Source organism: Bacillus sp. 1A, assembly GCF_052682215.1.
On the sequence record NZ_JBQYLZ010000001.1, the window covers coordinates 4702571 to 4717894 of the forward strand.

15 protein-coding genes and 1 pseudogene are annotated in these 15324 nt (G+C 33.1%); 3 read left to right on the forward strand and 13 right to left on the reverse strand.

The features are described 5' to 3' along the window. Positions 1-98 precede the first annotated feature (98 nt). Together ACUN0F_RS24060 and ACUN0F_RS24065 are read right to left on the reverse strand one after the other, a co-directional pair. A complete protein-coding gene (locus tag ACUN0F_RS24060) occupies positions 99-1709 on the reverse strand; it encodes an amidase family protein (protein ID WP_445540307.1) in 1611 nt (536 codons plus the stop codon). A gap of 104 nt (positions 1710-1813) precedes the next feature. Then, complete coding sequence (locus ACUN0F_RS24065) at positions 1814-1948, reverse strand: hypothetical protein (RefSeq protein ID WP_283885315.1); 135 nt, start codon at positions 1946-1948, stop codon at positions 1814-1816. A gap of 184 nt (positions 1949-2132) precedes the next feature. Between ACUN0F_RS24065 and ACUN0F_RS24070 the strand changes: the two genes are divergently transcribed. After that, positions 2133-2549, forward strand: coding sequence for a GNAT family N-acetyltransferase (locus ACUN0F_RS24070; protein WP_445540308.1), 417 nt, complete (start codon positions 2133-2135; stop codon positions 2547-2549). 154 nt (positions 2550-2703) lie between these two features. Here the strand turns inward: ACUN0F_RS24070 and ACUN0F_RS24075 are convergent, their stop codons facing one another. The 4 genes from ACUN0F_RS24075 to ACUN0F_RS24090 all read right to left on the reverse strand — a co-directional run bounded on the left by ACUN0F_RS24075 (position 2704) and on the right by ACUN0F_RS24090 (position 5506). Then, positions 2704-3306: a nitroreductase family protein gene (locus tag ACUN0F_RS24075; RefSeq protein WP_001277030.1), complete on the reverse strand. Its 603-nt coding sequence runs from the start codon at positions 3304-3306 to the stop codon at positions 2704-2706. A 57-nt stretch (positions 3307-3363) separates the two neighbouring features. Further along, the gene (locus tag ACUN0F_RS24080) at positions 3364-4014 is read right to left on the reverse strand and encodes a DsbA family oxidoreductase (protein ID WP_000216675.1); all 651 of its coding nucleotides are present in this window, start codon (positions 4012-4014) and stop codon (positions 3364-3366) included. 70 nt (positions 4015-4084) lie between these two features. Beyond that, positions 4085-4516: an Rrf2 family transcriptional regulator gene (locus tag ACUN0F_RS24085; protein WP_000704068.1), complete on the reverse strand. Its 432-nt coding sequence runs from the start codon at positions 4514-4516 to the stop codon at positions 4085-4087. Between the two features lie 120 nt (positions 4517-4636). After that, positions 4637-5506: a LysR family transcriptional regulator gene (locus ACUN0F_RS24090; RefSeq protein ID WP_000156766.1), complete on the reverse strand. Its 870-nt coding sequence runs from the start codon at positions 5504-5506 to the stop codon at positions 4637-4639. A gap of 97 nt (positions 5507-5603) precedes the next feature. Here ACUN0F_RS24090 and ACUN0F_RS24095 point away from each other — a divergent pair, with 97 nt between their 5' ends. Both ACUN0F_RS24095 and ACUN0F_RS24100 read left to right on the forward strand, forming a co-directional pair. Continuing rightward, positions 5604-6509, forward strand: coding sequence for a DMT family transporter (locus ACUN0F_RS24095; RefSeq protein ID WP_046959133.1), 906 nt, complete (start codon positions 5604-5606; stop codon positions 6507-6509). 183 nt (positions 6510-6692) lie between these two features. Continuing rightward, a complete protein-coding gene (locus ACUN0F_RS24100; RefSeq protein ID WP_264461225.1) occupies positions 6693-7469 on the forward strand; it encodes an alpha/beta fold hydrolase in 777 nt (258 codons plus the stop codon). Between the two features lie 123 nt (positions 7470-7592). On the opposite strand, the gene ACUN0F_RS24105 is transcribed toward ACUN0F_RS24100, so the two are convergent. The 7 genes and pseudogenes from ACUN0F_RS24105 to hisG form a co-directional block, all read right to left on the reverse strand. After that, on the reverse strand, positions 7593-8213 hold the full coding sequence (locus ACUN0F_RS24105; protein ID WP_046955032.1) for a YcnI family copper-binding membrane protein: 621 nt from the start codon (positions 8211-8213) through the stop codon (positions 7593-7595). 34 nt (positions 8214-8247) lie between these two features. Further along, positions 8248-9897, reverse strand: coding sequence for a copper resistance CopC/CopD family protein (locus tag ACUN0F_RS24110; RefSeq protein WP_445540309.1), 1650 nt, complete (start codon positions 9895-9897; stop codon positions 8248-8250). A 331-nt stretch (positions 9898-10228) separates the two neighbouring features. Next, entirely contained in the window at positions 10229-10645 is a 417-nt protein-coding gene (locus tag ACUN0F_RS24115; RefSeq protein WP_445540310.1) for a VOC family protein, read from the reverse strand. A gap of 220 nt (positions 10646-10865) precedes the next feature. Continuing rightward, a pseudogene (locus ACUN0F_RS24120) lies at positions 10866-11945 on the reverse strand (TnsD family Tn7-like transposition protein); the annotation flags it as partial. Positions 11946-12556: 611 nt separating this feature from the next. After that, a complete protein-coding gene (locus ACUN0F_RS24125; protein ID WP_445540311.1) occupies positions 12557-12988 on the reverse strand; it encodes a hypothetical protein in 432 nt (143 codons plus the stop codon). A 900-nt stretch (positions 12989-13888) separates the two neighbouring features. Then, positions 13889-14575: an SDR family NAD(P)-dependent oxidoreductase gene (locus tag ACUN0F_RS24130; protein ID WP_000692393.1), complete on the reverse strand. Its 687-nt coding sequence runs from the start codon at positions 14573-14575 to the stop codon at positions 13889-13891. 35 nt (positions 14576-14610) lie between these two features. Beyond that, complete coding sequence (gene hisG / locus ACUN0F_RS24135; RefSeq protein WP_445540312.1) at positions 14611-15267, reverse strand: ATP phosphoribosyltransferase; 657 nt, start codon at positions 15265-15267, stop codon at positions 14611-14613. Between the last annotated feature and the right edge of the window lie 57 nt (positions 15268-15324).

Consider the following 15324-nt stretch of genomic DNA (forward strand, 5'->3'; position numbering starts at 1 on the left):
ATCTTTCTTACTAATTGAGAAGAATCCTTTTTTTCTTTTTATATTGTTAGATTCTTTTCATATTACCCCACTCATAGAGCTTTTTTTCGTTTACCTTTTTACAGTTTTGGTGATTTTCTATTTTTAGACTGTTGCTCATACGCATATCCCATATTGAAGAGTTCCTTTTCACCAAATTGCTTCCCGACAAACACTGCACCTACTGGCTCTCCATTGTTATCATATCCTGCTGGCACCGCTAATTCTGGATAGCCAGCTACAGCTGATAGAAGAACTTCTTCGTTGTTAATCATAACTAAAGCATCCAAACCTTTTTCTACTAAATATCTATCTAGCTCTTTTCTTGCATTTTCTTGACTCGATCGCACTATTTTTTCAAACTCATCTTTCGTTATAGCAGATTTTTCAGATCCCTCAATTAATGTTTGTCCGTATTTTATTCGTCTATTACTATCCTTTTTATTAAACGCTATAATCTCTTCTAGCGATTTTACCGGTACATTTTTTTGCTGTGCAAGATAATCGTTAACATTATGTTTGAACTCATATTCTAATGTTTGCAGATTATCTACTCCCCCATCGTTTAACTGAATATCATCAGTCAATATCGCACCTGCATCTTGAAGGTCTTTTCTAATCTTTTCTGCTACTTTTTTTCTATTCTCATCTTGTCGATCTATTGAAAAAAGAACTCCTACTTTTTTCCCTTTCAATCCGTCTATTGATAAGTCCTTCGTATAATCAATTCTTTCTTTATCTTTCATTTTTTCTGTCATAGCATCTTTTTCATCATAACTTACCATTATATTAAATAATGTTGCCGCATCCCTCACCGTTCTTGCCATCGGCCCTGCTGTATCAAGTGTTTCAGCTAACGGAATAATGCCAGATCTACTCACCATACCTAGTGATGGACGTAACCCAACTACTGATTGCTGCGTCGCGGGTGCTACAATTGACCCAGTCGTTTCCGTCCCGATTGCAAGTGGTGCAAAATCTGCCGCAACTACTGTAGCAGATCCCGAACTTGATCCCGATGTATCCAACGTAATCGGACCGTATGGATTCAAATTTTGTCCTTTTTTCCCGCTATATCCGCTAGGCATTGTAAAAGATAAATAATTTGCCCACTCAGACATATTCGCTTTTCCTAAAACAAAAGCACCTTCTTCTTTCAACTTCTTCACGATCGTCGCATCTTCATCTGCAATCCAATCTTTTAACACATAAGTGCCCGCGCTTGTCGGCATCACATTTTTCGTTTGTACATTATCTTTTACGATAACCGGCATGCCGTATAAGTTCGATTTCTTATTTAAATCCCTCTCTTTGTCTAACTTTCGCGCTTCTTCCATTGCATTTGGATTTATCTCTGTAACAGCATTTAATGTTATTCCATTTTGATCATGTTCTTGTATTCTAAAAAGATATATACTCGTTAATTCTTCATATGATAATTTCCCATCATCAATCATTTTTTGAAACTCATCTACAGTCGCATTTACGACTTCTTTTTCTTTTATCTTTACGTTTTCTATGTTAATTCCTTTCAACTGGTTATGTATCGGTTTTAACACTCTATCTTTATCGTATACGATACGCTCAGGTTCCTTTGGAAAATAGTTTTTATACACGTAATATCCTCCGGCACATGCCAATAGGACAATACCTCCAGCAATTGACAGCGTTATCTTTACCCACTTCTTCATGTTGTTCCTCCACTCTAAAAGTTGCTCAATTGTATTGAAAAAGAGAGTTATCCTTATAACCCTCTCTTATTAAAATGCTAAATGAAAAAATGAAAAATTTCAATTTAATTCATTCTTTTTTTCATTTGCTTCGCTAATAATTCCTTCACCTGATTATATGTTAACCCTGAATTTTTATTTAAACGTTTTACTTCCTCAACATCAGTACCTACCACTGTATATTTTTTCTCATCATTCATTTTGCCACTTCCCTTTCTACTTCATTATTTTCTATATTTCTTCCCTAAACTCTTATAAATTAACACAAATATAAATAAGGAAACTGTACGAAACTCAATAGGTGAAAGCAATTACATAAGAGGAAAAGACAAAAAAATGTCGAATTTATATACTTGTTGAATTTAAGGACTTGGAGGGTTTATTTTGAAAACATATGAGTTTAAACATAACATTCCAACACTACAAGAGTACAAATATTTGTGTGATTCTGTTGGATGGACTGATTATATGAATTTTGATGTAGCAGATACTTCACTGAAGAATTCTATTCACTGCATCACAGTGAAAGATAATGAACAAATAATTGGCATGGGGCGAATTGTTGGTGACGAATCTATCTATTTCTATATTCAAGATATAGTAGTTCATCCGGATTATCAGAAACATGGTATCGGGAAAGAAATCATGCATCGTTTAGTTGCATACTTACATGAGAATGCCCCTGATAAAGCGTTTGTCGGTTTATTTGCATCACAAGATAAAGAATCATTCTATGAAAAATTTGATTTTAAGGATTACTCACCAAACATGACGGGGATGTTTACTGTCATTTCAAAATAATAAACATAATAGATTTGTAATTGTAAGGAAAGACTTCGATTCATATGAAGGAAATTGTTCTTGCAGTAAGTGTTTAACATTACATACGAAAGGAGAGCACATATATGGCTAATATGTACTCTCCTTTTATTTAACTTTTTATATATTAAATTTCTTAATAAAATTTCACTACATCTTCAGTAGGTAAGAATGTTCTTTCTCCTGGTTGTTCATTTGGCTCACCAAATGGCATTTGTCCTACTAAGCTCCACTCTGCTGGAATGTTCCAAGTTTCTTTCACTTCAGCATCTACGATTGGATTGTAGTGTTGCAGGGATGCACCAATTCCTTCAGCCGATAATAACATCCATACAGTATGTTGTAACATTGCATTTCCTTGATGAGACCAGAATGGGAACTGATCTTTATATAATGGTGCATTTTCTTGCATTTTTTCTACTGTTGCTTGATCTTCAAAGAATAACACAGTCCCAACACCTGTATGGAAACCTTTTAATCTTTCTACAGTCGCTTCAAAGTTTTCTGCTGGTACTCGGGCTCTTAGTGTTTCTTTAACAATATCCCAAAACTTTTCATGTTCTCCATCCATTAATACAACCATACGACCACTTTGCATATTGAAAGATGTTGGTGCGTGTAAAGCTGTTTTTAAAACTTCTTCAATTCTTTCTTTCGTAATTGCATCGTTTTTTGTTACTTTACGAATAGAACGACGGTTCACGATTGCTTCTTTTAAATTTGTTGTAGTTGCTGACATTTTAATTCCTCCAAATATTTGTTTTATAATTTATTTTGTTATTTCATAACAAGCGAATTAGCAATATCCATCTGTATTACATTGCATACCTTCAAATGAATTTGTTTTATCCTTTTCAATTTCTTTATCGATGACTCTTTGTAGCGTTTCTTTACTAGCAAGCCCTTGAATGACTTCATCTCCAATCATGACAGTTGGAACAGCCATAATATTTGCTTCATCATATGCATGCTGAATTGCTTCTTGATGCTTTTCTTTATATTTACGAGTTACTAAAGCATCTTTAAATTCAGCTTCAGGAAGACCTACTTCTACCGCTAATTTTGTTAAAACATCAATATCTTCAATGTTTTGCTCTTCTTGGAAAAATGCTGTGAATACGCGGTGATGATACTCATTTCCTAGTCCACGTTCTTTCGCAAATTGACATCCTTCGAAAGCTAAATGTGTATATGGATGCGGTGAAACACGCGGCAAACGCATATCGATTCCTAACTTCTTCGCAGTTGGAAGAATAAAAGCATCCCATGAGCCTAATTTTTCTGGCTCATTCCATGGATCTATTTTTGAATATGGACTTGGACGTAATTCAAATGGCATCCATTCAATTTCTACATCTTTCTCTTTCGCTACTTCATCTAATGGACCTTTTGCTAAAAAACAAAATGGACATATAAAATCTGAGTATACTTTCATTTTTACAGTCATACTTTTACACCTTACCTTTATAGTTGTAATCAAATTAGTTACATTAATAATAAAAAAATATAAATATGATTTAAGCATTCATTTTTTCTTGCAAAGTTTCAAACAAATGCCCCATCGTAATATTTCTCAAAATTTCTTCCATCGCGGATTGCGCTTGTATTAATATAACTTCTAACACTGCTTGAATATTTGCTCCAATTGGACAATCTGGATTTGGTTGCTCGTGCATATGAAATAGTTTGTCTTCTTCGACTACATTTACTGCATGGTATACATCTAACAATGTGATTTCATGTAAATCCTTTAATAATCCCGCACCACCTGGACCGCGATTTACATATACAAAACCAGCTTGTTTCAAGTACGACATCATTTTACGAATGACTACTGGATTTGTGTTTACACTTTCAGCTATATAGTCTGAAGTACAAAGTGAAGATGGATTGTTTTTCAAAATAGATAAAATATGAACAGCTATAGAAAAGCGGCTACTAATTTTCATTGTGATCACCACCTCGATGTAATCATTATAGTTACAACGAAAAGATAAGTCAATCCTTTTCATAGATTTTTTATAAGCAAATTAAAAAGTGTCCCATTATGATATATGAGACACCTCTTTTTATTCTGTAAATAGCGCTTGAAATTCTTCAATAAATAGCTGCACAGCGATTGAGGAATCCTTTAATGAAGGAACAGCTAAAGCAATTTCTCTCCATACTTGTGGTTCCAATTCTCTCGTTTGCACATTCTGTGGTAAATTCGTTAAAGATAATTGAGCTAATATTGCAATACCTAACCCTTCTTGAATCATATTTAAAGCTGTAGTAACGGTCGATATTACATACTCAGCCCGAAGTGGTACGTTTGCTTGTTTAAACATATCAATAATGGGTGGTTCGTATCCACCCTTACATAATATGATCGGTTCATTCTCTAAATCACTAATTGCAATAGAGTCCTTCTTACAAAGAGGATGATCATCTCTTAAGATAGCAACCATTTTCCCCTTCGTTAATGGGACAATCTCCATCTCTTTATTAGGCAAAATAACAATTCCTATATCAACAACCCTCGATACTAACCAATCTTCAACTTCTTTAATCGTTCCTTCACAAAGAACGACTTCTAAGTTCGGATACTTCTCCTTAAAAAGATTTATCATTTTGGGTAAGAAATGTGCAGAAGCACTCGGAAAACTCCCAATTCGAATCGTCCCAACTTCGTGTCCTTTCTCCATCGCAACTTCTTGTTCAATCTTCTCTACACCGTTCAAAATCTCTCTAATATGCACAAGAATTCTGTTTCCTACATCCGTAACGATTAGCCCTTTTCTTTTATCACGTATAAGAATCGTAACTCCTAACTCTGACTCAATACTTGAAATCGCATGACTTACAGCTGGCTGCGTCATATTTAACACCCGAGCAGCCTTCGTAAAACTACCTAACTCAACAGTTTTTATTAATACTTGCAGTTGTGTAATGGTCATAACTAATCACTTATACTCCTTATAAAAAAGATTCATTTTATTTATTACAGTCGATATCATATCATAGTGAAATGAATAACAACAAGGAGGTCTTACCGTGACACAGCTTTCTCGAACTAAGACGGCCATAATCCTTACCTTTCTCGTTTTCATGTGGGGAATCAATTGGCCTTTATCTAAGTTTGCCCTGCATTATACACCACCCGTTTTATTTGCAGGCGTTCGAACTTTAATTGGAGGATTCATTTTACTCCTTTTCGCATTACCGAAATACAAAGAGTTACACTTAAAAGAAACTTGGCATTTATACGTTATTTCTTCTTTACTTAACATCATTATATTTTACGGATTACAAACTGTAGGCCTTCAATATATGCCCGCTGGGTTATTTTCAGCCATTGTATTTCTACAACCTGTTTTACTGGGCATTTTCTCATGGATTTGGCTTGAAGAATCTATGTACGGCTTAAAAATTTTTGGGCTTGTTCTTGGATTTATTGGCGTAGGTGTCATTAGCTCTAGTAGTTTAACTGGACATATTTCTATTTTTGGAATCCTTCTCGCGATAGGATGCGCTATTGGCTGGGCACTTGGAACAGTATTTATTAAGAAGACTGGGCACCGCGTTAATTCCATTTGGATGGTAACACTTCAGCTCATTATTGGTGGACTTTGCTTAATTGGATTTGGTTCAGAGTTTGAAAGCTGGTCTAGTATCGCTTGGAGTATACCATTTGTTAGCGTACTTCTCTTTATTTCATTCTTTGTTATTGCAATGGGATGGCTTGCATACTTTACTCTTGTTGGAGCTGGTGAAGCAAGTAAAGTTGGGGCTTATACATTTCTTATTCCTTTAATCGCTATTATTGTAAGTTCAATTTTCTTACATGAGGCCATTACTATTAGCTTATTCATCGGACTATTATTTATTGTGGTGAGTATTTGTTTCGTAAATATAAAGCCGAAAACACTTGCTGTAAGGCAGCAGGTTGAAGTGAAATAAAAATGAAAAAGAGCCTGCTGTTTGTAGGCTCTTTTTCACCCTTTTATCAGTACAGTTCAGTTACAGAGAGTTTTATTAAAAGGAATTTTTTTCTTTTTATTGTATGATGATACTTAAGTAGTAAGAATATTACCTCTACTATATATGGATGGACTAACAATTCTAATCATAAGGGGGCATTATATGGTTTTACAGTATAAAGAATTTGGAGATTCAAGCTCACCACTTATGGTTTTTATTCATGGGGGTGGAGTCAGTGGTTGGATGTGGGACAAACAAATTAAACATTTTACTAACTATCACTGCCTTGTTCCTGATTTACTTGAGCAAGGAAAAAATAAAAGTAAAGATCCTTTCTCAATAAACTTTAGTGCTGAAAAAATCATAGACCTAATTGAAGAAAAAAGTCAGGGTCAAACTGTTATAGTAATTGGGTTTTCATTAGGCGCTCAAGTATTAATTTCCATGCTCAGCATGAAGCCAAACTTAATTCAATATGCTATGATCAATAGCGCATTAGTTAAACCAATCCCTTTCGCTAAAACATTAATAAGCTCCCTTAGCTTAACCTACTTCCTAATAAAGAGTAAGACATTTTCCAAAATACAAGCAACATCAATGTACATAGATGAAACACATTTTGATAACTATTATCATGACAGTTGTCAAATAAATAAAAATACATTTGTAAGGATATTAGAAGAAAATATGTCGTTTACAATACCAGAAGGTTTCAAGGATGCTAATAGTAATATATTAGTAACTGTTGGAAACAAAGAAAAAAGAATTATGAAAGACTCAATGACTGAAATCCTTGAAAATAATACGAATTGCACAGGTATTATCATTCCTAAAATTGGTCATGGAATCTCTTTAGCAAATCCCATACTATTTAATACTTTAATTGAAAACTGGCTCGAACATGATATCCTGCCGGAAGACTTAATAATCGTCAATTGATTTCCATACATCAATAAATTTCATTATAGAGTGGCTATAATAGTACCACTATCTTCATTCTTTCTAATCCATAGACCTAATAAAAAAGGTCTCATTATTTTCGATGAGACCTTTCAATCTTACTTACCTTTTACGGCGTACTACAAAAACACACGCACCTGCCGACGATACAATCGCCAAAATAGATAAGACAATCGCTATTACTTGCATATTACTAGTACCTTCATTCTGTTCTACACTAGACACTTCACCATGTTCTCCTGTTAATGACGTACCTTTTGCAATTGTAGTAAGTGAATGTGGTTTTTCAGCTTTTTCATCGCCTGTCCATTCAACAATTTCTCCGTCTTTATATTGTTGATATGCATCCCAAGCTATTTTTTGTTCTTTATCCGGATTTTTAGCGACGAAAGTAAATCGCTGGAACTGGCCAGGTAAAATCCCTTCTCCTGTTGCTTCCCATACTACAGTTTTCACTTTTCCAGCATTATCTTTTTGCTCTTCCACTTTCCATCCTGGTACTGGTTCATACTGTTGGAATTCCACTCCAGACGGTATTTTCAATGTAACTTTTGTCGTTGCTACATTCTTTTCAACTGGTACTTTTATCGTGTAAGTCTCCCAAGAATTAACGTCCGAAGCTTCTGGTTTCACAGTGACGTGCGCACTAACAGGTAACGAAAAAATTCCCATTGCAATAATTGTTGCGATCATTGTTGTGCCAATTTTTTTTATACGTTTCATTTTCTATTAACTCCTTTTTATTTATACCTTCTCTTTATCTGCCGCCTACTATAAATTTATAATCCGCATCAAAGCTATCAAGAGATTTTGTTAATCCATGCACTTGTATATTCCAGTTTCCTGTCATGTTAATATACATACCTTCCGCTTCATATTCTCCTGGTGAAACGGCCGAAACTTTAAATGAACCTTTTCCCATGTTCATATCCAATGATTGCGTAGTTAAAATAATTTGCTCCATATCGGTAACAGGTTGTCCGTTCTCATCCTTTAAAGTAATATGGAATGTATTTTGTCCTACTTTATTAGGACTTACATGTAAAGTAAGTTCATACCCATTATCTAGTTGCTTACTCTCTGTAAAAGGTCCAGTAGGAGGCATCGGTGGTGTTTGTACGTTTGTCATAAAAGCTACGATGACAAAGATGATAATTCCTATGATAAACTCTACTTTCACCGTAGCGCCTAATCCTTGCTCCGCTCTCATTTTCCCTTTCACATAATGAACAATTCCCAATATCCCCATGAAAATGAATAAAAGTATCTTCGCTAATAAAGCTAAACCATACTTCGTATCAAATAACGAATGAATTGTTGGTATAAAGAATGTACTGTTAAAAAGACCTGTTATTAAAATCACGATGACAGCACCTGTTGCCCACGGTGAAAAACGCTTAATCATATCCCAATACATATTCCACTTGTCTTCCTCTTTACGTAAAAGAAGAATAATGGATGATAGACCTCCGACCCATAACGAAGCTGCGAATAAATGTAGAAAGTCCATAACGACCGCAATCTCTTTAAACTTTAAACCAAATGCATGACTATTAAAGGCTTTCATAACAAGTATCCCGATAAACAATAGTATTGGAATGCTCCATACTTTAAACGACGACAGCTTCTCACACTTCATCGCAAAATAAGTAACAATTATAAGCGAACTAATAAGAACCATTTGAGTAATCCATACATATCCAAAAACAGAAAGCTGTAATGTTTCTTTTAATAGTAATGGATCGAATGCTTCTAACCATGAAACATCAGCATTTATTTTCGCTTGCAATGGCAGATTGAATAATAAGCTAATCAATATACCCAATAATGAGATCCATATTACATTCTTACTCCTTGATCGAACCGAGGTTGCATTCCCTTTATACATAATAAGATTAAAGAATAGCACTCCTATAAATAGTGAGAAACTTGTATATAAAACTCCACGTTCCATAATCATATCTATTTTCGGGACATACCCCATCTCTTCTACTTGTATATCGTCTGCTCCCGCTTCTGCTGACCCAATTCGGAACGGAATCACTCCTTGAATGGGATGCCCATCAGCAGAAATCACTTTCCACTGAATAGAGTAGAGTCCGTTTTTTAAATTTTCTTTTAACCCTGCTTCTAATAATTTTTTATTTTCTTTATCAATATGAGCATCTTTTAAATCTACTCTTGTACCTGAGGTATCTCTTACAAACAATGTATTAAAATGCGAAACTTGTATATCCTCATCAAATTCAATTTTCACTACAGATGGTGCTTTCTTCAACGTTTCATTTTCAGCAGGGTTTGATTTCACAACGTACGCATGAGCAGATGCGCTTTTCGGTATCGATATAATAAGCATACATACAATTAATAACCATGCCCCTAACCTTCTCATTACTTTCACACTCATTTCACTTCTTTCTTCCTCATCGCTCTATTTTCATTACATCTACTTACCAAGTCGATTACTTGAATAAATATTAACCTGATTAAATATAAACTTCTATACAGTAAAACTCTTTATTTCTCTTTCACCTCTAAACTTCTAATATGATAGTAACTACCTTCACAGATACAACTTACATTTTTAAAGTCGATTGTTATTATATCATAAAATATATTTATGTAAGTTCCTAAAGAAGAAAGGTTATCGTGAATTATTTGTGAAGAAAGTGTGAAATACATAAATAAAAAAGGCATTACGTTATTACGTAATACCCTTCTTCAATCATAAAATTTCTTTACTTCTCTTCTGGATAATCACAATACTCAATGATTGTTCCCTCTGTATCCGCTGGGTTAAGATATATTAATCTTCTACCGTGCTTATTAATCCGAAGTGTGTGCTCTAATGTCCGAATACCTTGTTCTTTTAAATCTTCTAGAGCCACATCTAAATCATCGACACGATACGCAACGTGATGAACACCTTTACCTTTTTGTTTTATAAATCGGGCAATTGGAGATGTCTTATTATTCGTCGGTGCAAGTAATTCAATTCTATCTCCATCCACTTCTATAATAGCGACTTCACTTTCCACACCTGGTGCTTCACTTACGTAATGATCTATTAATTCCCCTGAGAGAACCTGTTCATAAAAACGTATCGTACTATCTATATCACGAACTGCGATTCCAATATGATCAATTTTTTTCATTTTATTTCCCCTAATACTTTATTTTTGCTCATTATTAATAGTAACAAAAAAAGTTATAGAAACAAGTGTTTTGTTTCAAGATAGTTATATTTCATAAGGTATATAACCCCCTATTTTTCAATTTCAATTTACAGATAGCTACAACAAGGTTATCCCTTAATTGCCTCCATAATTAATCAAGACATTTATTAAAACAAGATAGTTGCACACTATACATATATTAAAAATTATACTTCTCTCTTAATCCAATAAATTCTTTCTGCATTTCAGGGTTTTTAAACTCGAAACATTTAACGGATCCATAACTTCGTATGTTATTTTTAATAATTTTTTCTCCTTTATTAATCAATATAGGGATAATATATTTAATTTTTCGCAACTGATAACCTTCTCTATCTTCAGTATGCATCTGTAAATACTGTACAGTTTTAGGTGTTTTCTTTTCATATCCTGTAAACCCCTTAATACCTAACTCTTTTGCTACACGATTTTTAGTAACATGTATTGGAGGCTCAATCTGGTATAATTTATCTAAAATGCCTCTTGATTTATGTAAATATTCTAGATCTTTTTCCAGCCAATTCACTTCTCTATAAGTTTTAGAATTGTTACCACGTCTATATTTAACATTTGGCTTATTTTTCATTATCCATTTTTTGTCATTTTTATACAGCCAGGCGATTACATTCGTATCAATTCTTTTTAGATGAGTGATTAAAAAATCAGGATGTTTTTCTTTTAAATCCAAATATTTCCTTCTATTTTGATGCTTTAATTCTTCTTGTCTATCCTCAAGACACAATTTATTTCTTAAATGATAGTATACTTTAGCATCGTATGTACCTAATATTCTCGCTATCTTAGCTATTGGTAGTTTTTCAACATATCTTAGTTCAAATAGCTTATTCCTCCAAACCTTTCCATATTTTTCAATTTCCCAATACATTTTTTCATCGGAAATATGATCCGGCACCAATTTAGAATAACTAAATCCACAATTACATTCGAAAATTCCTTTTATTTTATCTTTAAATTTTTTTATTTCGACTGTTTCTATAATACGAGTATTATAATGTTCTGCTGCTTTATTCAAACAAATATATGGTCCTTCGCCAAAAAGATTAATTTTCCCCTCATTATTTTCAGTTAGATTTTTCACGGATTTACCCAAAAAAATAGTAAGTAATATATGTCGGATAGGATGAAACGAAGTATAATGAGTTCTAATTAATTTGATAAGCCAACAGTTCGCACTATCTGTGATTGTTGAATTCATAAGAATTAATAATTCTTCTCCATAAAACTCTAAAAAATCTTATAGAAAGGATAGCGTTTTTTCTATTTCCAGATGATTACGATGGAAAAATTCTTATATATGGTGAGAATTAATCGCTTAGTAAATATGTTGTAGATTTACTCATGAATAAGTAGTTAGCCACGGTTGCTATTAAAAAGATATCTTCAAGAGACTATAGATTTACAGCTTTTAAATAGTATTTGTTATCGGCATTTAATACTTATAGCTCTCATAAAGAATTCTCCCTTAAAGTAGTAAACTCATTCGAAAAACCTAATATATCAGTGAAACACACGATAGATTCTAACAATTCAGGATTTTCAGGGTTATACTCAGGAAACATACATATCACACCTTTTCAGTAAAATAAAATAACCACTTATAGATATAGTACCTGGAGAGGCTATTTTTTATCAATCTTCATTTTTGATTTTCCATCTTGTCCCAAAACACCAACTTCTATATCTAACACTTCAACGCAGGTTAACTACTACCCGCTCCGTCTTAGAGTAAACCCCTCATTCTAGACTAAGGTTTTTTGGATAATTTGCATACATATTTTCAAAAAATAACTCTCTGTCACTATTAATTCCCCAAAATTATCCTCCCCTCTTTTATAGAAGGTTATATGTTCTATCAGGGATTGATTCTGAAAAATACCTTTTACCACAACTGAAACCTGTTTTGTGTTTAAAAGATTCTTTTATATATTCACTTTCCATTTTATAAATAAGAAAGGAATCTTTTTCACCTTTTGGTCGGAGTAGACTTTCCGGACCAAGTACAACCAAAAGAATATCATAAATATCTGGGTTTCCTAAATATATGTTTGTTCTTGTTAACGAATTATGGAACTTAACCTCATATTTTTGTTGATTTAGTACCCCATCATATCCTTGCTCCCTTCCAGATTTATTTAGTTCTAGACCGTACAGTTTCTGGCAAATATGTTCGCCAATGTCACCTAAATAACGGTCGGATCTAATAATATTGCTCTCTCTCAATTCTTTTATAACTTTAAAAAATTTCTTTAACTCTTTGTCCATGTAACTTACTCCTAATTCGTATTATTTACCCTTAGTACAAATTAACCTCCAAAAAAGTTTTACCTATTAAATTTATTCTACTAAGATTTTAAACTTCTAAAATAAACACTCCTCGATAATATATTAACATTGCGCTCTCTTTTTGTGTTTATCATAAGTTAACAACAGTTTAATACCAGCTAAATTTTGTATAATTGTTTTGTCATCATTAGAAAATTTTATCAGCACTAATTTATTACTATTTTCCAAAATCTCCATTATGTTCCCCATAGTCTCATGAGAAAACAACTACTAGTTTTCCATATACAAAACAGGATTTTACTTTCACCACTACATTTTCTAAATCGAATAAATCCCTACATGGGTTGATTACCCATGGAAAATAAAACTTTCATGAGGCCTTGAAAGCAATGAAAAAAACAATCCGTTAATTTCTGGATATATATGCTAAATAATATAAATATCTTCAAAGGGCTGACCTCATTATCAATAGAATTAAATAGATTTTTTATATCATAACTAGTAGTTTTTCTTGAAATTATTATTACTAAACTTAAGTAGAGGATTTTTCAGACAATTACATTTTAAAAAATAAGAAATCCCCTTGTTGATCATCATCTCCAAAGAGGAACAGCACCTTAATGTTTTTATTATAACAAGAGCATAGAATACTGGTTAACCCTACCTATTATAATAGGTATTGTTTTGGAATATAGTTTAATTAAAAATATTAAATAAATAGTTATTCTTTTTTCAAATTCACAATAGACGGTTTTCTCTTTTAATCCCCAGCTCAACTATAATTCGTTTTTGTAAAGTAATCTTTTCTAAAGATAACCCCAAAAACCCCCATTTTTGTGTAACAAAATGGGGCTAAAAAGAAAATCATCACTAATACACCTATATATACTGTAATCTTTCCAATCCAGAAATTGGAGACCTATTTGGCATAGAAGGCCGAACTTCTACAAAAGCAGGCATTATGCTGGATGGTAATTCTGAGATTGCAACAGCCAATTGACCTATATCTTGTGGGCGCATTTTCCATTCATCATTTTCCATCGACCTGTTGGCAATTGCTCCTAAGGATAGGTGACTAACACGTATTCCTTCGTATCTTAAATCTTGTATTGCTGCCTCTGCCATTGCGTGCAAAGCAGATTTTGTACTTGAATATGCAACACCTTGCTCAAAATAGTATTCACCCGCATGGCTTCCAATGAATATGATTAGCCCTTTACTCTGCTTTAGCATAGGGGCAGTAAACTGAATCAACCATAATGGGGCTGAAAGATTTGTACTTATACTGTCTTGCCAATCTTGTTCTGTTATCTTTGAAATGTTATTAAATCTTCTTATACCTGCATTATTTATTAATATATCTATTTTTCCATATCGTCTAATTATCTCGGCAACAGACTTTTCAATATCTATCTTTTGTGAAAGATCACATTTAATTTCTTCTAACCATTCTTCTTTACACAAAGTCCGATTCAATCCAATAACCTTGTGCCCTTTTTCCGCAAATGATTTTGCAATTCCGTATCCCAAACCGCGATTTGCACCAGTTATTACTATTATTTTCACTTCAAAACACCACCTATTTTCTCAAAATGTTATTTTTATAACTTAGATGGCACATTAATGTTATAAAAATAATTATTAAGGTTTGCTAAAAAGTCATTAATTTGTTTTTCTTTTTCATATAATGATTTTTTTCTTTTAACTATTTTTGCTGAAATCTCTTCAATTTTTTCATAGACTATTAATCCATTTTCAACAAGTGTCTTACCTGACTGCACTATTTCCACAATACAATCCGCCATATTCAACACTGGAGCAATTTCCACCGAACCATTTAAATGTATCACTTCTATATCAAGGTATTGCTTATCAAAATATTTCTTTGTAATTACAGGATATTTACTTGCTACAGATTTTACATCTCTTATATTTATTCCAGGTTTTGCACATACACACAGTTCACACTGCCCAATTTTAAGATCAAGTATATCTACAAAACCTTCACCCTTTTCTAATAGTAAATCACTTCCTACAACGCCTAAATCAGCAATCCCTTTCTCTAAAAAAAGTAAAATATCTACTGATTTTACCAATACAAAGCGCAAATTTTGTTCACTTAACTCAAAACACAGTTCACGCGAACTCTCTAAATCTACGGGGATATTAATCCCACTTGCTCTTAGAATCTGCAAGGTTTCTGATAATAAGCGTCCCTTTGAAAGAGCAATTGTAATAAACTCTTCATTAACTGACAAAGTGATTCCTCTCTTCATAGAAAATATAAAATCAAATGTTAATAATTTTTCATTTTC